The sequence below is a fragment of the Achromobacter sp. genome, from assembly GCF_050285565.1.
Taxonomy (GTDB): Bacteria; Pseudomonadota; Gammaproteobacteria; order Burkholderiales; family Burkholderiaceae_B; genus Achromobacter.
The window spans coordinates 413,658-429,269 of record NZ_JBLZXG010000004.1; the positions used below are offsets into that span (position 1 = coordinate 413,658).

Below are 15,612 nucleotides of genomic sequence, written 5' to 3' on the forward strand. Positions count from 1 at the left end.
GCTCCCTCCAGAGCCTGCATGGTCACGCATCCGGCGCGCGGGCGATAGCGATAGTTATTCAATCATGGGTTGAGATAAACTCAACCCATGCCGACCCTGCCCACCCATATGCCGCCGCTGGCGGCGCTGCGCGCCTTCGAGGCCGTCGCCCGCCTGGGCAGCCTCAGCCGCGCCGCGGCCGAGCTCAATGTCACCAAGAGCGCCGTCAGCCATCAATTGCGCGCGCTGGAGGCCGATCTGGGGGTGAGCCTGCTGCGCCGGGGCGGCACGGTGCGCCGCGCGGAAACCACCGAGGCCGGCGCCGCGTTGCTGGCTTCGGTACAACAGGCCTTGACCCTGTTGGAAACCGCCTGCCGCAACGCCCGGGCCAGCGCGCGCGGCAAGCGGCGCTACAACCTGAACGTCTCGGCCAATCCCTCGCTGGCGGCGCTGTGGCTGGCGCCGCGCATTGGCCGCTTCATCGAATTGCACCCGGACATCGACATCCAGGTGTTCCTGCATGCCAGCCAGGATCCGGCCTGGAAGGCGCAGGACATCGACCTGGCCTTTCTGCACGTGCGCGCCCTGGGGCCGCATCTGGCCGCGCCGGGCGATATCCCGCTGATGACGGAAACGGTGGTGCCGGTGTGCAGCCCGGCGCTGGTCGCGCCCGATGAACGCGACGACCCGGCCGTCTTCGCGCGCCATCGCTGGCTGGAGGAAAAGCACATCGACAGCCCCGAGACCGACTGGCGCACCTGGCGCCCGCGTCTTGGTTTGCCGGAAAGCGCCGGCCAGGATCCGCTGGTGCTGAGCGGCCTGAGCACGGTGGTGGCGGCGGCCGCGGCCGGCGTCGGCATCGCGCTGGGGCGCGCGCCGCTGATCGACGAAGAACTGGCCAGCGGCCGGCTGGTGACGCTGACGCCGGGCCTGCGCATGCCGGGCTCCTGGGGCTACGTGATGCGCGTCCACGCCAACCGGCCGATGGACGCGTCGCTGCCGGCGCTGGTGGAGTTCCTGGCGGAAGAGGGGCGCGGCGCGACGCTGTCGTGGCGCCCGCCGGGCGCGGCGCAACCCTAGCGCGATCCGCGCTCCGCCAGCTCATCCGGGATCGCCGCCCGCCTGGCGGCGGCCATGCCCGCGCCGCCGCCATGTACTCGCTTGCGCCGAATCGCTTTTATTCAGTATTCGCCGCGCTGATATAGCGCGCGCCGCGGCCGGTCCACGCCACACTGCCGCCATTGCCTCCTGGAGCATGGCCGTGAAAAGTTATGACGTAATCGTGATCGGCGCCGGCGTGGTCGGCGCCTCGGTCGCCTTCCACCTGGCCGCCCTGGGCGCCCGCGACGTGCTGGTGCTGGACCGCGCCAGCATCGGCGCCGGCACCACGGCGCAATCGTCGGGCATCCTGCGCACCCACTACTCGGTGCGCGAGAACGTCGAACTGGCGCGGCGCTCGTGGGGCGCGTTCACCGATTTCGCCGCCTATGTCGGCGATGACGACGCCGCCAGCGGCCTGGTGCGTTGCGGCTACCTGATAGCGGCGGCCGACGACGACAAGCGCGCGCCGCTGGCCGATGCGCTGGCGCAGCAGCGCGCGCTGGGCATTCCGGTGCATGAGCTGGACGCGGCGCAGGCGCGCGCACTGCTGCCGATCGCCGACTTCGGCGACGCCGCGCTGATCGGCTTCGAGCCCGAGGCCGGTTTCGCCGACGCCTACCTGGTCGCCACCAGTTTTGCGCGCGCCGCGCGCCGGCGCGGCGTGACGATCCGCGAGAATGTCGCCGTGCGCGGCCTGCTGCTGCGGGACGGACGCGTGACCGGCGTGGCCACCTCGGAAGGCGACTACGCCAGCGCGATGGTCATCAGCACCCAGAACATCTGGACCGCTGAACTGGCGGCCTGGACCGGCGTGGCGATGCCGCTGGCGCCGGAGCGCCACGCCGTGCTGGCGCTGGAATGCGCCGCCGCGCCTTACGCCTACACGATGCCGGTGTACAAGGATCTGTCCTCGCCCGGCATGCTCTATTGCCGCAGCTATGGCGGCAACCAGATGCTGGTCAGCGAAGGCATTCAGGGCGAAAGGCTGGCCCCCGGCGAGGTGGAGCAGGGCGACGTGCCGCTGGACTACGTGGCCGGCGTCGGCGGCCAGGTGGCCGCGCGGTTCCCGGCCTACGCCGAGGCCGGCCTGGCCGCGTCGTGGACGGGCGTGTACGACGTCACACCCGACTGGAATCCGGTGCTGGGGCGCATCGCGGGGGTGGAGGGGCTGGTGGCGGGATTCGGCTTTTCCGGACACGGCTTCAAGCTGTCGCCAGCGGTGGGACGGGTGCTGGCGCAGGAAGCGCTGGGGCTGGCGACCGACGTGGCGCTGGCGCCTTACGCGCTGGAGCGCTTTGCGCGCGGGACGTTGCTGACGGGCCGATACGGCCGCGGCGCGGTGTCGTGAAGCGGGGCGCCCGTGCCGCGGTCCGCGCGCCGGCCCGCCTGGCCTAGCGCCGCAGGCTGCGCCACAGCATGGCCGGCGGCAGGCCGAGCGCGGGCGCGACATCGTGCTGCATCAGCCGCTCGACTGCCACCAGGATCACGTTGCGGGCCTCGGCCGGCAGCCTGCCGGCTTCGTGCGGGCGCGCCGCCAGGTAGAAGCTGCGCGCCAGATCGGGCGCGTCGGCGCGCGTCTTGTCCAGGCATGGCGCCAGGGGCAGCACCCGCAACTGGTCGACGAAATGGCGTGATTGCCAGATGCACAGCGGCGTACTGATCGCGAATCCCAGGCCGGCGGTGACCAGGCTGAGCAGCGGATCGGTGTTGTCGAATTCGAAGGTGCGTTCGATGACGATGCCGCGCGACTCCAGCAACCGGTCGATCGCCGCGCCGATGTGCGAGCGGGCGCTGTAGCGGATGAACGGGCTGCGGCGCGCCAGTTCCGCCAGCGAGCCGGCATCCCGCGGCGCCGTCGCGCGCGGCAGCACCAGCAGGTAGGGCTCGCTGAACAGGCCAAGCTTGCGGATGGCGGCGGAGTCGGCGGCGGCGCTGGTGCTGATCACCAGATCCAGTTGCCGTTCTTCCAACTGCTTGTCCAGCACAGGCGTGATGCCGGACCACAGCCGGATCTGGCGCGAGGCGCCCGACAGGCCGCGGATCAGCGTCGGCCCGAGCGTGCCGGCGAACGAGTCGACGCAGCCGAAACGCACGATGTTGCGCCGCGCGCGGCTCAGGTTGCGCACGCTTTCGGTCATGTCGCCGGCCTGCGCCAAGAGGCGCGACGCATGGTCGAACAGCAGGTCGCCCGCTGGCGTGGGGCGTGCCGGGCGGGTGCTGCGATCGAGCAGCTCGGTCGACAGCGCCGCTTCCAGCTGCTTGATCCGCTGCGACACCGCCGCCTGCGACAGCCCCAGCAGGCGGGCCGCGCCGGACACCGACGCGGCCTGCACCACCGCCACCCAGGTCAGCAGCAGGCTCCACTCGGGGTAGGCATCCGCGTCGCGGCCGGGCAGGGGATTCATGGGCGGTGCGGGCCGGCGGCCGGGTCAGCGCTTGCGGGCCAGCGTCCGCGCCAGCGCGGCGCGCACCATGCCTTCGACCACCGGAATCACCTTGGCGGCCGTCTCCGGACGGTAGCCGTAGGGGTATGACTCGTCCATGTACGTGGACTGGCACATCTCCAGTTGCACCGCATGGATGTCCTCGGCCGGCGAACCGTAGTGGCGCGTGATGTAGCCGCCCTTGAAGCGGCCATTCACGGCGCTGGTGAAGCCGCAGCCCGGCAGGCGTTCGGTGATCGCGTCCAGGATGTCGGGCGCACAGCTGGCGCCGTCGGCGGTGCCCAGGTTCAGGTCCGGCAGCTTGCCGTCGAACAGGCGTGGCAGAACGCTGGCGATGGAGTGGGCTTCCCACAGCAGCACCGTGCCATGCTCGGCGCGGATGCGGTCGAGTTCCTCGCGCAGCTTGGCGTGGTACGGCTGCCAATAGGTCTGCAGGCGATGCTCGCGCTCGTCGTCGGTCAGCGCCGCGTGGTTGAGGTACAGCGCCTCGCCGCGGAAGGTATGGGTCGGGCACAGGCCGGTCTTGGTCTGGCCGGGGTACAGGCTTGCGTCGTTGGGCGGGCGGTTCAGGTCGACCACGTAGCGCGAATAGCGCGCGCCCAGCACGGACGCGCCGAGCGCGTCGGCGAACCGGTAAAGCGTGTCCAGGTGCCAGTCGGTGTCCCCGGACTGCAGGCCGGCGGCGGTCATGCGGGCGCGTTGCGCGTCGGGCAACTGGCTGCCCAGGTGCGGAATGGAAATCAGCAGCGGCGCGGTGCCGCGGCTGAAGTGATAGATGTCGCTCAAGAAAAACTCCGGGGGTAAGGCGGGTCAGGCAGGCGCGGCGAGAAGGCCGGCTCAGCGCCGCGCTATGCTAGGCAGGCTGCCGGACGCAGACGTTTGCATCGTGATAAACGATGCTGATCATCATGATAGCTGATTCAAGTTGCGCCCGGCCGCGCCGCGCGCCGGCGCTCGGCGCAAGCGTGGCCAGGGCGATGCGCGCCCGGGCCGGGTGGCCTGGCACCGGGCTTGCCGCGGCGCAGGTTCAGCCCGGGATCGGCCGGTCGCTGCTGCCGCGCACCACCAGCGACGGCGTCAGCCGCACGCTGCCCGGCTGGCCGCCGGCGATCTTCCGCAATAGCAGTTCCAGCCCCAGCCGCCCCATCTGGTGCATGGGCGAATGGATGGTGGTCAGGCCGATGGGCAGGGCGCCCGCCAGCGGCGTGTCGTTGTAGCCCACCACGGCCACGTCGCGGCCGGCCTCCAGGCCCTGCTCGCGCGCCGCGCCCATCACGCCCACCGCCAGGAAGTCGTTGACCGCGAAGATGGCGGTGGGGCGGTCCGGGCCGGCCAGCAGGCGCGCGCCCACGTGGCGACCGGCGTCGGTGTCGAACGGGCTCTCGATGCGCCACGCCTGCGGCACGTCGACGCCATGCCGCGCACAGGCCGCGAAGAAGCCCGCCGAGCGGTCGCGGCCGGTGCTGGTGTAGGGCTCGCCCACCATCACCGCGATGCGCCGATGGCCCATCGCCAGCAGGTGCTCGGCGGCCAGGCGGCCGCCTTCGATATCGTCGCAGGTCACCGCGCAGTGGTCGTCGGCGTGGCGGCTGACCAGCACGAAGGGCACATCGCGTCGCGCCAGCTCGGCCAGCAGCGGATTGGGCGCCGCGCCTTCGTGGCTGTGCGCGTCGCCCAGGATCAGGCCATCCACGCGCCGCGCCAGCGCCATGTCGATCAGCTTGCGCTGCTTGTCGGGCACGTCCTGCGTATTGGAGACGAAGGTCAGGTAGCCGTGTTCGGCCGCGGCCTCGTCGATGCCTTCGTAGATGGTGGCCAACACCATGTCCGACAGCCGCGGCACCAGCACGCCGATGGTGCGGCTGCGGCGCGTCTTGAGGCTGGCCGCGTGCGGATTGGTCTGATACTGCAACTCGGCGGCCAGCGCCCGGATCCGTTTGACCGTGTCGGGCGCGGCGGCGGCGCGCGCGTCGTCCTCGGTACCGTTGAGGACGCGGGACACGGTCGAGACGTTCAGACCGAGTTGCCGCGCCAGGCTTTGCAGCGTGACAGGGCGGGATTTGTTCATGGGGCTGGAGGATACACGCCGGAACACCGCCTCAGGGTCTTTGGCGGCAACCTAGGGTTTACACGGTGTCGATTTTTGTTTTCCGACCCCTTAGTATTGCGCAACCCAAACGTTTGGGTAACACGACTGGATTGACTGCAATGACACTTGAATCCCGGGCCTCGCGGTTCCGCTACCGAATTTTCACCATGGTCGTGCTGCTGGCACTGATCAACTACATCGACCGTGGCGCCATGTCCTATGCCGCCGCCCACATCACCGGCGAATACGGCCTGGATCGTGGCGACTGGGGCGCCGTGCTGGGCTACTTCGGCTATGGCTACATGGTCGGGGCGCTGTTCGGCGGCATGCTGGCCGACCGTTTCGGCCCGCGCAAGGTCTGGATCGTGGCCGGCGTGACCTGGTCGATCTTCGAGATCGCCACCGCCTGGGCCGGCGACTTCGGCCTGGCCTTCCTGGGCGGTTCGGCGCTGGCGGGCTTTGCCACCATCCGCATCCTGTTCGGCGCGGCCGAGGGGCCGGCGTACTCCATCATCAACAAGACCATCGCCAACTGGGCCACGCCGCGCGAGCGCGGCTTCGTGGTCGGCTTCGGCCTGCTCAGCACGCCGCTGGGCGCGCTGCTGACGGCGCCGGTGGCGGTGGGCCTGCTGAGCCTGACCGGTAGCTGGCGCGCCATGTTCTACATCCTGGGCGTGGCCGGCCTGATCGTGCTGGTGCTGTTCATGCGCATCTTCACCGACCGGCCCGACACCAACCCGCGCGTCTCGCCGGCCGAACTGCGCGAGATCCAGGCCGCCCGCGCCGAGCAGGCCGCCGGGCAGGGCGGCGAGGCACCGGCGCTGCCGTGGTGGAGCTTTTTTCGCAGCAAGACCCTGGTGCTGAACACCCTGGGCTATTTCTCGTTCAACTACGTCAACTTCCTGCTGCTGACCTGGACCCCCAAGTACCTGCAGGATACCTTCGGCTACAGCCTGTCCTCGCTCTGGTACATGGGCATGATTCCCTGGGCCGGCGCCTGCGTCACCGTGCTGCTGGGCGGCCGCATTTCCGACATGCTGGCGCGTCGCACCGGTAACCTGAAGATCGCCCGCAGCTGGTTCGCGGCCGGCTGCCTGCTGGCCACCACGCTGTGCTTCCTGCTGGTGTCGCAGGCGCAGTCGGTGTTCGCCGTGATCGCGCTGATGACGCTGGCCAACGCCCTGAACGCCATGCCGAATTCGGTCTACTGGGCGGTGGTGATCGACACCGCGCCCGCCAGCCGCGTGGGCACCTTCAGCGGCCTGATGCACTTTTTCGCCAACATCGCCTCGATCCTGGCACCGACCCTGACCGGCTACCTGGCGGCGCGCCACGGCTATTCGGTCATGTTCGTGGCCGCTTCGGTCGCCACCGCGGTCGGCATGATCGCCATGTTGCAGGTGCGTCCGGGCGTCGGCCCGCGCCTGCCCGCCCACCCCCAAGGAGCCACGCGATGAATCCGCAATCGAACCCCGTCCCGGCGCTGGCCGTCGAACCCGGCTTCTTCGCCGGCCGCAGCGTCGCCCAGTTGCAGGACGCCATGCGCCAGGGCGCGCTCGACGCCGAGACGCTGGTGCGCCACGCGGCGGCCGCCATCGAGCGCCTGAACCCGCAGCTCAACGCCTTCGTGCACGTGGATGTCGACGCCGCCCTGGCCGCCGCCCGCGCGCTGGACGCCGAGCGCGCCCGCGGCCAGGTGCGCGGGCCGCTGCATGGCATTCCGGTCGCGATCAAGGACAACGTCGATACCGGCGACATGCCCACCACCATGGGCGCGGCGCATTTCCTGGGCCACCGGCCCGCGGCGGACGCCGACTGCGTGGCGCTGCTGCGCGCGGCCGGCGCCATCGTCATCGGCAAGACCCTCACGCATGAATTCGCCTACGGGCCCACCGGCGACCGCAGCGCGCAGGGCGCGGCGCGCAATCCCTGGCGCACCAGCCAGATCACGGGCGGCTCCAGCGCCGGCAGCGGCGCCGCGGTGGCCGCCGGCATGGTGCCGCTGGCGCTGGGCACCGACACCGGCGGCTCGGTGCGCGTGCCCGCCGCGTTGTGCGGCGTGGTCGGTTTCAAGCCGACCCACGGCCGCGTGTCGGCCCGCGGCGTGTTCCCGCTGGCGCCCAGCATCGAGGATGCCGGCGTGCTGGCCAACAGCGTCGAGGATGCGCAGGTCTTCATGCGGGCGCTGTCCGGCGGCGCGATCGGCGCGTATGCCGACGCGGCCGATCCCGGCCTGGCCGCGCCGCGCATGATGTGGGTGCCGAACGCGCCCTTCGCCATCGACGATGCCGCCGTCACGGCTTGCGTGCGCGCTGCCGCCGAGGGCTTCGGCGGCGCGCTGGTGGACGGCGCCGAGGTCACGCGCCACGCCCGCGCGCTGCAGGCGGCCCTGGGCGCCATCCAGCGCTCGGAGGCCTATGAAGTGCATGCCGAGCGGGTCGAGGACGAACCCGGCAAGTTCGATCCCGAAGTGCTGGAGCGCCTGCGCGCCTCGCGCCCGGTGCAGGGCTGGGAATACGTTCGTGCGCGCAACGCCCGTGAACGGTTGCGCGGTGTGTTCGCCGGGATTTTCGAGCGGGTCGATGTACTGGCCTTGCCGGCGGTGGCGATCACCGCGCCGGCGCTGCAACAGCGCAGCGTGGCCGGCCCCGGCAGCGCCGCCGTGCGCGACACGCTGCTGGGCCTGACCAATCCGTGGAATCTGCTGGGGCTGCCGGCCATCGCCCTGCCGGCCGGCTTCGTCGACGGCATGCCGGTGGCGCTGCAACTGGTGGCGGCAGACGGCGCCGACGCGCGCCTGCTGGCGCTGGCGGCGCGCCATTGGCGCCGGCCCGGGGCCTGACGGCCGGCGAGGCGCCGTGGTCGTGGCGCCTGGCCGACGCCGGGGCCGCCCCCACGGCGCGGGTCTTGCCGCGCCGTGACATCGGCGACCCTCTGGTGGCGGTAGCGGTAGCGGCCCGGCCCGAAGCCGCCCGGCCCGCGGCCCCGGGTAAGCACGGAGCTTTGCCTTTGCTTACATTACACTGTGCGGTGTAGCGCAGGCGATCCGGTCGAGCGAGCGCGCCGCGCAGCCATCCCGATCCGCCGTTTTTTCCTCCACCGTGATGATTGATGATCTGGTTCAACTGGGCAAGCTGGTCAGCCTGGGCCTGGCGCTGATGCTGCCGTTGGCCAATCCCCTGACCTCCATGACCATGCTGCTGTCGCTGGGGCAGCACATTCCCTACAAAGAGCGCGAACGTCAGATCCGGCAGGCCGCCTGCTACGTCGTGGGCATCATGCTGGTCACGTACTACGCCGGCGCCTGGATCATGGCCACGTTCGGCATCTCGATCCCGGGGCTGCGCATCGCCGGCGGCATGATCGTCGTCAGCATCGGCTTCAGCATGCTGTTCCCTTCGGTCACCAGCGCTGCCAGCGATGACCGCGAAGCCGACGTGGCCGCCAATGTGGCGGTTCATCGCCAGGTGCCCAACATCGCCTTCGTGCCGCTGGCGTTGCCGGGCACGGCGGGGCCCGGCACCATCGCCATGATCATCAGCGCGGCCTCCACCGTCGGCGGCCAGGCGGCCAGCGAGTATCCGGCCTGGGCCATCGCCGTCACGCCGCTCATCGTCTTCTCGCTGCTGGGCCTGTTGTTCTGGATCTGCCTGCGCTCGGCCGGCCGTATCGTCGCCCTCATCGGCAACAGCGGAGTCGAGGCCATTTCGCGCATCATGGGTTTCCTGTTGGTGTGCATGGGCGTGCAGTTCGTCATCAACGGCGTGCTGGAAATCGTGAGCCAACATGGCGCCGCGGTCTGACGTTTCGCGGGTCGGACGCTGCCTGCGGGTGTTGGGCCGGCTTGTGCTCAGCCTGCTGATGCTGTTCTCAAGCGCCTGGGCCTGCCTGGCGTTCTGGTACCAGGGACCGGAGGCCGCCTGGGGCAAGGGTGTGCTGATGCTGGCCTGGGTCGCGCTGGGGTTGTATGCGCTGCTGCGCCTGTGGCATGGCACCGGCCGCTTGCGGCGCCGCCCCGCCTTGTGGGCCTACCTGCTGGCCGTGATCGCGCTGGCGGCGTGGTGGCAAGGCATCGCCCCCTCCAACAATCGGGTCTGGGCCGACGACGTCGCCCGCACCCTGCGGGGCAGCGTGGCAGGCAGTGTCGTCACGCTGGACAATGTGCGCGACTTCAAATGGCGCTCGGACAGCGACTACACGCCGCGCTGGGAAACCCGGGTCTACGACCTGAACGACCTGCGCTCGGTGGACATGGCGCTGTCGTACTGGGACGGCCCCGCCATTGCCCACACGCTAGTCTCGTTCGGTTTCGCCGACGGCCGCCATGTGGTGTTCTCGGTCGAGATCCGCAAGGAACGCGGCGAGCAGTTCTCCGAGCTGGGCGGCTTTTTCAAGAAGTTCGAATTGAGCGTGGTGGCCGCCGACGAGCGCGACGTGTTGTACGTGCGCGCCGGTCCGCGCGCCGAAAACGTCTATCTTTATCCGGTGCGGATGCCGGTGGACGCCATGCGCGCGCTGTTCCTGTCGTACGTGCGCACCGCCAACGAACTGGCCGACACGCCGCGCTTCTATCACACCGTCACCGCCAACTGCACCACGCTGGTGTACCGCATGGTGCGCGCCATCGTGCCCGGCCTGCCGCTGGATTACCGCATCCTGCTGTCGGGCTACCTGCCGGAGTATCTCTACGAGCAGGGCGGACTCGACACCCAGGTGCCGCTGCAGACGTTGCGCGAACGCGGCTTCGTCGGGATTCCGCCGATCCTGGGCGAGGATTCGATCGGCTTTTCGCGCACGATCCGGCGCCACCTGCGCGCCGAACCGGCGGGAGCCACGCCGTGATCGGGCCGCGCGCCGTATGGCTGGCCCTGCTGTTGGGCGTGTTGCTGTTCCTGGTGATGCGCGCGCCGGGCGTGTGGCTCTATGACGCCATCGCCCATCGTCTGCGCGGCCGGCGCGCCACCCCGCCGCCGGCCGGCCCGCGCCAGGCAGGCAAAGCCGTGGCGCGCCGCGCCGGCCAGGCGCGTCAGCCGGGGTAAGAACGGGCCCGCGTCCGCCCGGCCAACAAAAAAGCCTTGGACCACATGGTGGTTCCAAGGCTTTTCCGTCTGGAATTTGGTGGAGCGGAGGAGGATCGAACTCCCGACCTTCGCATTGCGAACGCGACGCTCTCCCAGCTGAGCTACCGCCCCAAATCAAGCAAGAGCGCAACTATACAGGAATTCTTGCGCGTCGCGCAAGCTGCGCGCGCAAGATTTTTTGCTCAGTCGAACGTCAGCGTGGCCACCACCGGCGCATGGTCGGACGGTTGCTCGTTGCGGCGCGGTTCCTTGTCGATGACGCAAGCGGTGCAGCGCTTGGCCAGCGGCGCCGACAGCAGGATGTGGTCGATGCGCAGGCCGGCGTTGCGGCGGAACGCGAACTGGCGGTAGTCCCACCACGAAAACGACTTTTCGGGCTGCTCGAACAGGCGGAAGGAATCGGTCAGCCCCAATTCCATCAGGTCGCGCAGCGCCTGGCGCTCGGGTTCGGACACCAGCACCTGGCCTTCCCATTTCTCGGGGTTGTGCACGTCTTCATCGGCCGGCGCGACGTTGTAGTCGCCCAGCACCGCCAGGCGCGGATACTGCTTGATCTCGTCGGCCAGCCAGGCGCGCATGGCGGCGAACCATTCGAGCTTGTAGGCGTACTTGTCGGAGCCGACCGCCTGGCCGTTGGGGCAATAGGCGCAGACCACGCGCACGTCGCCATCCGCGCTCGGCAAGGTCAGGGCCAGCACGCGCTGCTGCGGATCCTCGTAGTTGGGGAGGTTGCGCACCATCGACGTACCCGGCACGCGCGACAGGATGGCCACGCCGTTGTAGGTCTTCTGGCCGGCCCAGGCCGCGTGATAGCCGGCCTCTTTGAAGGCGGCCTCGGGGAACTTGTCGTCGGTCAGCTTCAGTTCCTGGATGCACAGCGTGTCGACGGGATTGGCGGCCAGCCAGTCCAGCACCTGGGGCAGGCGCACGTTGAGGGAGTTGACGTTCCAGGTGGCTAATTTCATGATTTTCATAGACCGTTTATTCATGCGGCTTTCGGCGGTTCTGCCTGCCAAAATCCCGCTCTGGCTACTCATCCGGGGCGTGGTTGGCCTGGCGCCAGGGACAAGGCCAGATGATACCCGTTCATGCTGCCTTCTTCTGCTGGCTGCGCTCGATCAGCGCCCGCACGCGCTCGACCGTGATGCGCGTGGCATCGCCGATCCGGACTTGCTCCAGGTCGCCGCGACCGGTGCTTGGTGTTGGGCTGCGTGTGCCAAACGCCTTCCCGATTGCGGCGGCCGCGCGCAAGATGGCGCGGCGGATGCGCGAGCCGCCCGCGGCATTGAACCTTCAGGCGATTCGTGTCGCGCCAGCAGTCTAGCGAGGGAGGCCGGCCCGCCGGGTCGAACCTTCCTTGCGTCCGAAACCGCAGGGCAGGTCGATGGGGCGGCGCTTCACGCATGGTTCACTCCTTTCTGCAATCTGCGTGAACCAAAAGCGTGTTCAGTCCGATCCGGAAAGCGACCGCATCCGTACCAATCATTATCAATTCGTATAATTTTCCAGCGTGTCAATATTCGACTCTGATCGGCAGTTCGGCAGTCCTGAACGAGAACAAATTAATGGCAGAACAACAGCAGGGCCGGCAGCCTGCGCTATCCCACGCACCGCGAATACTGCGGTTCTGGCGCGCCGTCGAGGCGTGCGTCCCGCAAAAGGCCGAGAAAGCCAACCCCACCCATGTCACCGAGCCCGTCTACCGGTTACGCGCGGGCGAGTCCATGCCCTGGTTCGATCCGGACCACCTGGCCAGGCGCATCGCGCCGCGCCTTGCCTGGCGCTACACGTTGCAGGCGGGGCTCTACGATATCGAGCGATTTGCGGCATTGCTGGAAGTCAAGCTCGGTTCGCACGAGGATGTGTTCGACGAGCGCCGCCCCAGCGGCCAAGCCCGCCTCTTTGATCTGGCTTTCGACGAAGACGGCTATCCTCTGCCGCAGAATTTCGTGCTGTCCTTGGCGTGTTGGGCCGCGGGGCAGATCTTGCACTACCCGGACGGTATCGCGGCGCTGGAGGACGGCGGCAGGATCGTCACGACCGGCTTGCCAGAGGCCAACCCGGAGATCCCGAGTCCGAACAGCGGCTATACGGGCTTCGACACGCTGGTCCGCCGGCTGATCCAGTGGCTCGTCGATGCCACGGCCGCGGCGCGCGAGAGAAAAACGCCACCCACCCGGGCCTGGCTCGATACGTTGACCGGGCGCATCGCCGCCCTGTGCCTACTGCCCGAGGGGGTGATCTCCGCCACCCATGCCGCCAAGTGTTTCCAGGTCAAGAGAGTCGAAGCTGCGGGCGCTCAGGGCGCGCCCGATCCCCTGCCGGGCGATGATCTGCTGAACAGCTTCTTTGTGGGCGATCTCAACGCGCTGAGCCGTGCCTGGGTCAATGGCGATGTCGGAAAAGGGCTGGCCGAGTATATCCAGGCGGTGGCAAGGGTGGATCCCGCGCGCTTGGATCTGCGCGAGGCAACGGGGGTGGCGACTGCCTTCGCGGCGCTGGATCCGGCGGCTTTCCCCGCGGGTAGTTGGCCTTCGGATCATCCGCTCGCATTCAGCCAGCAACTGGCCGTCAATGAACTGTGGCGCCAGCTCGAAGCCAAACCCGGAATTTTTGCGATCAACGGACCGCCGGGCACGGGCAAGACCACCTTGTTGCGCGATGTGGTGGCGGCGGTCGTCACCGCGCGCGCGGCACTCCTCGCGCGGCTGGGAGGACAGGCCTTTGCCGGGCGGACGAAAAAGAAGCTGGGTGAGTTCTGGTGCCACTATCGGCCGTTGCACGCTGACCTGAGCGAGTTCGCCATTGTCGTGGCCTCTGCCAACAATGGCGCGGTGGAGAACATTTCGCTGGAACTGCCTGGCATCAAGGCCGTACCTGCCGATGCCACCGGGCGCAGCGCGCATCCGGATGGTTATTACAGGCGCTTGGCCGGCAACGTTCTGGGCAATGCCGCCTGGGGGCTCCTGGCCGCGCGCATGGGATCGAAGGCCAATCGTGGCGCGTTCATGAACAGCTTCTGGTGGAAAAATCCACCTGGCGTCCATTCCCGGAAAAATCAGGCAGATGCGCAAGACGATGCCACGCAAGCCGCTTTCCTGGCCAGGCTGGACGCCAATCCTTTTATCGAGGGCGAGGAGGGGCTCCGCTATCATTTGGCCCGGATCATCGAGGGCAAGCGCAAGCCAGCGATCGGTTGGACACAGGCGGTGACCCGGTTCCAAGAGGCGCAGGAGGCCGAGCGTCGCTGCCGAAGCGTCTTGGAGGCGAGCGCGAAACTCCCGCAGGCCGTCGACAAGGCGCGCGCCCAGGCCGAGGAGCTGGCGCGCGTCGCGCAAGATATCCAGGTCGAACTCACGACGCGACAAGCCGCGCTGCCGACGCTGCTGGAGCGTGTCGACAACCTGCAAGCGCGGATGGACGACGCGCAGAAACGATGCGCCGCGGCACAAGCCGAACTGGCCGGCCACGACCGGGCCAGGCCTGGCTTGCTGACCTGGCTTTCGACCTGGGGGCGTTCGCACCGCGAATGGTGGAATAGGCGCACCCAGCTCGACGCTCAAGCCAGGCAATCCAGGATCGAGCTTGATTCCCTGGCCACCGAGTGCACGCAGGCCAAGGCCGACCAGAAGGAAGCGGCCCGTGGGGACGAGAAACTGAAAGAAGCCCTGAGGAAAAAGCAGGCCGCCCATCAGCAGGCATTGGACCGGCTTGAAGCGGCCCGTCACGCGTGCCGGCAGGCGATGCAGCAGCTGGGGGCGTCCTGGCCGCAATCCAGCGCCGATGACGCCGCCCGCGAACTGTCCGCGCCCTGGTCGACGCCGGCTTGGCGCCGCGCGCGGCAAGCACTGTTTCTGGCCGGGCTGGACGTGCACCGTGCTTTCATCGAGTCCCATCCCCAGGAAATCATCGACAACCTTGGCTTGGCCTCGAACTGGCTCCAAGGTAAGGGCATGCCCGAAGACATGGCGCGCATGGCGCTTGGCAGCCTCGCACTGGTGGTCCCGGTGATTTCCACGACCTTCGCCTCGATTCCTCGCATGTTCCATTCGCTCGGGCGGGAGTCGATCGGCTGGCTTTTGATCGACGAAGCCGGCCAGGCATTGCCTCAACAGGCTGCCGGCGCCATTTGGCGCGCGGCGCGCACCGTCGTGGTGGGCGATCCCAACCAGCTTGAACCTGTATTGGGCATGCCCGCAGCGGTCGAGGGGGCTCTGGCTCGGCACTATGGCGTGCCTCGGGATTGGTGGCCCAGCTTCACGTCCACGCAACGCCTGTCGGATCAGAGCATGTCGATGGGTACTTGGCTTCCGGGCAAGGAAAACGGGAAAGTCTGGGTCGGTTCGCCCCTGCGTGTACACCGCCGCTGCGATGATCCGATGTTCTCCATCAGCAACGAGATTGCTTATGACGGGCTGATGGTGCAAGGGAAATCACCGTCCGCCCATTCGTGGCCGCATTGCCATTGGATCGACGTACGCGCGCAAACCAGTGTGGGCAATTGGGTGCCCGAGGAAGGCGAGGCCGCCAGGAAGTTGCTGCGGTCGTTACAGGCCGAGTACCAGGTCGCACCCAACGACATTTTCCTGATCTCGCCGTTCAAGGATGCGGCGACGCAACTGCGCGCGATGGCGAGGACGCTTGGGCTCGATCCCGCCAAGACCGGGACGGTGCACACGACCCAGGGCAAGGAGGCCGAAGTCGTTATCCTGGTGCTGGGTGGCAATCCACAGCGCCCGGGGGCCAAGGATTGGGCCGCGCAAAGTCCCAACCTGCTCAATGTGGCGGTCAGCCGGGCCAAGGCGCGGCTGTATGTAATCGGCGATCGTGCAGCTTGGGGCCAACGCCCTTATTTCCGCGTTCTCGACCAGCGCCTTGGTGTTGACGGCGAGGCGTGCTCGCGTTGACCGCATCGGCC

General features: G+C 68.6%; 13 protein-coding genes and 1 tRNA gene. 8 read left to right on the plus strand and 6 right to left on the minus strand.

Annotated elements, in window-relative coordinates; all coding sequences use genetic code 11:
• The first annotated feature begins 87 nt into the window (after nt 1-87).
• Nucleotides 88-1,059 (plus strand): LysR substrate-binding domain-containing protein, encoded by a 972-nt coding sequence (locus ACN6O8_RS10670; RefSeq protein WP_427991024.1) that lies wholly within the window; start codon nt 88-90, stop codon nt 1,057-1,059.
• A gap of 181 nt (nt 1,060-1,240) precedes the next feature.
• Complete coding sequence (locus tag ACN6O8_RS10675) at nt 1,241-2,428, plus strand: NAD(P)/FAD-dependent oxidoreductase (RefSeq protein ID WP_427991025.1); 1,188 nt, start codon at nt 1,241-1,243, stop codon at nt 2,426-2,428.
• A gap of 43 nt (nt 2,429-2,471) precedes the next feature.
• Here ACN6O8_RS10675 and ACN6O8_RS10680 read toward each other — a convergent pair whose 3' ends face one another.
• The 3 genes from ACN6O8_RS10680 to ACN6O8_RS10690 form a co-directional block, all read right to left on the minus strand.
• Nucleotides 2,472-3,485 (minus strand): LysR family transcriptional regulator, encoded by a 1,014-nt coding sequence (locus ACN6O8_RS10680; protein WP_427991026.1) that lies wholly within the window; start codon nt 3,483-3,485, stop codon nt 2,472-2,474.
• Between the two features lie 24 nt (nt 3,486-3,509).
• Nucleotides 3,510-4,310, minus strand: a complete 801-nt coding sequence (gene hutG, locus ACN6O8_RS10685; protein ID WP_427991027.1) for an N-formylglutamate deformylase — start codon at nt 4,308-4,310, stop codon at nt 3,510-3,512.
• 241 nt (nt 4,311-4,551) lie between these two features.
• Nucleotides 4,552-5,592: a LacI family DNA-binding transcriptional regulator gene (locus ACN6O8_RS10690; RefSeq protein ID WP_427991028.1), complete on the minus strand. Its 1,041-nt coding sequence runs from the start codon at nt 5,590-5,592 to the stop codon at nt 4,552-4,554.
• Between the two features lie 140 nt (nt 5,593-5,732).
• Here ACN6O8_RS10690 and ACN6O8_RS10695 point away from each other — a divergent pair, with 140 nt between their 5' ends.
• The 5 genes from ACN6O8_RS10695 (at nt 5,733) to ACN6O8_RS10715 (ending at nt 10,652) form a co-directional block, all read left to right on the plus strand.
• The gene (locus ACN6O8_RS10695; protein WP_427991029.1) at nt 5,733-7,070 is read left to right on the plus strand and encodes an MFS transporter; all 1,338 of its coding nucleotides are present in this window, start codon (nt 5,733-5,735) and stop codon (nt 7,068-7,070) included.
• Complete coding sequence (locus ACN6O8_RS10700; protein ID WP_427991030.1) at nt 7,067-8,455, plus strand: amidase; 1,389 nt, start codon at nt 7,067-7,069, stop codon at nt 8,453-8,455. The genes ACN6O8_RS10695 and ACN6O8_RS10700 overlap by 4 nt, the downstream gene beginning before the upstream one ends.
• 262 nt (nt 8,456-8,717) lie before the next feature.
• The gene (locus ACN6O8_RS10705; RefSeq protein ID WP_427991031.1) at nt 8,718-9,416 is read left to right on the plus strand and encodes a MarC family NAAT transporter; all 699 of its coding nucleotides are present in this window, start codon (nt 8,718-8,720) and stop codon (nt 9,414-9,416) included.
• Nucleotides 9,400-10,455, plus strand: a complete 1,056-nt coding sequence (locus tag ACN6O8_RS10710; protein ID WP_427991032.1) for a DUF4105 domain-containing protein — start codon at nt 9,400-9,402, stop codon at nt 10,453-10,455. The genes ACN6O8_RS10705 and ACN6O8_RS10710 overlap by 17 nt, the downstream gene beginning before the upstream one ends.
• Complete coding sequence (locus ACN6O8_RS10715) at nt 10,452-10,652, plus strand: hypothetical protein (protein ID WP_427991033.1); 201 nt, start codon at nt 10,452-10,454, stop codon at nt 10,650-10,652. The genes ACN6O8_RS10710 and ACN6O8_RS10715 overlap by 4 nt, the downstream gene beginning before the upstream one ends.
• Before the next feature lie 77 nt (nt 10,653-10,729).
• Here the strand turns inward: ACN6O8_RS10715 and ACN6O8_RS10720 are convergent.
• The 3 genes from ACN6O8_RS10720 to ACN6O8_RS10730 form a co-directional block, all read right to left on the minus strand.
• Nucleotides 10,730-10,805, minus strand: a tRNA-Ala gene (locus ACN6O8_RS10720).
• 71 nt (nt 10,806-10,876) lie between these two features.
• On the minus strand, nt 10,877-11,659 hold the full coding sequence (gene xth, locus ACN6O8_RS10725; RefSeq protein ID WP_427991034.1) for an exodeoxyribonuclease III: 783 nt from the start codon (nt 11,657-11,659) through the stop codon (nt 10,877-10,879).
• A 121-nt stretch (nt 11,660-11,780) separates the two neighbouring features.
• Complete coding sequence (locus tag ACN6O8_RS10730; protein WP_427991035.1) at nt 11,781-11,945, minus strand: hypothetical protein; 165 nt, start codon at nt 11,943-11,945, stop codon at nt 11,781-11,783.
• A gap of 191 nt (nt 11,946-12,136) precedes the next feature.
• Here ACN6O8_RS10730 and ACN6O8_RS10735 point away from each other — a divergent pair, with 191 nt between their 5' ends.
• Entirely contained in the window at nt 12,137-15,601 is a 3,465-nt protein-coding gene (locus ACN6O8_RS10735; RefSeq protein WP_427991036.1) for a DEAD/DEAH box helicase, read from the plus strand.
• Nucleotides 15,602-15,612 lie beyond the last annotated feature (11 nt).

Coding starts and splice junctions, on each gene's coding strand:
- ACN6O8_RS10695 (WP_427991029.1), top strand. CDS start 5,733: ATGACACTTGAATCCCGGGCCTCGCGGTTCCGCTACCGAATTTTCACC.
- ACN6O8_RS10700 (WP_427991030.1), top strand. CDS start 7,067: ATGAATCCGCAATCGAACCCCGTCCCGGCGCTGGCCGTCGAACCCGGC.
- ACN6O8_RS10710 (WP_427991032.1), top strand. CDS start 9,400: ATGGCGCCGCGGTCTGACGTTTCGCGGGTCGGACGCTGCCTGCGGGTG.
- ACN6O8_RS10670 (WP_427991024.1), top strand. CDS start 88: ATGCCGACCCTGCCCACCCATATGCCGCCGCTGGCGGCGCTGCGCGCC.
- ACN6O8_RS10690 (WP_427991028.1), bottom strand. CDS start 5,592: ATGAACAAATCCCGCCCTGTCACGCTGCAAAGCCTGGCGCGGCAACTC.
- xth (WP_427991034.1), bottom strand. CDS start 11,659: ATGAAATTAGCCACCTGGAACGTCAACTCCCTCAACGTGCGCCTGCCC.
- ACN6O8_RS10705 (WP_427991031.1), top strand. CDS start 8,718: ATGATTGATGATCTGGTTCAACTGGGCAAGCTGGTCAGCCTGGGCCTG.
- ACN6O8_RS10680 (WP_427991026.1), bottom strand. CDS start 3,485: ATGAATCCCCTGCCCGGCCGCGACGCGGATGCCTACCCCGAGTGGAGC.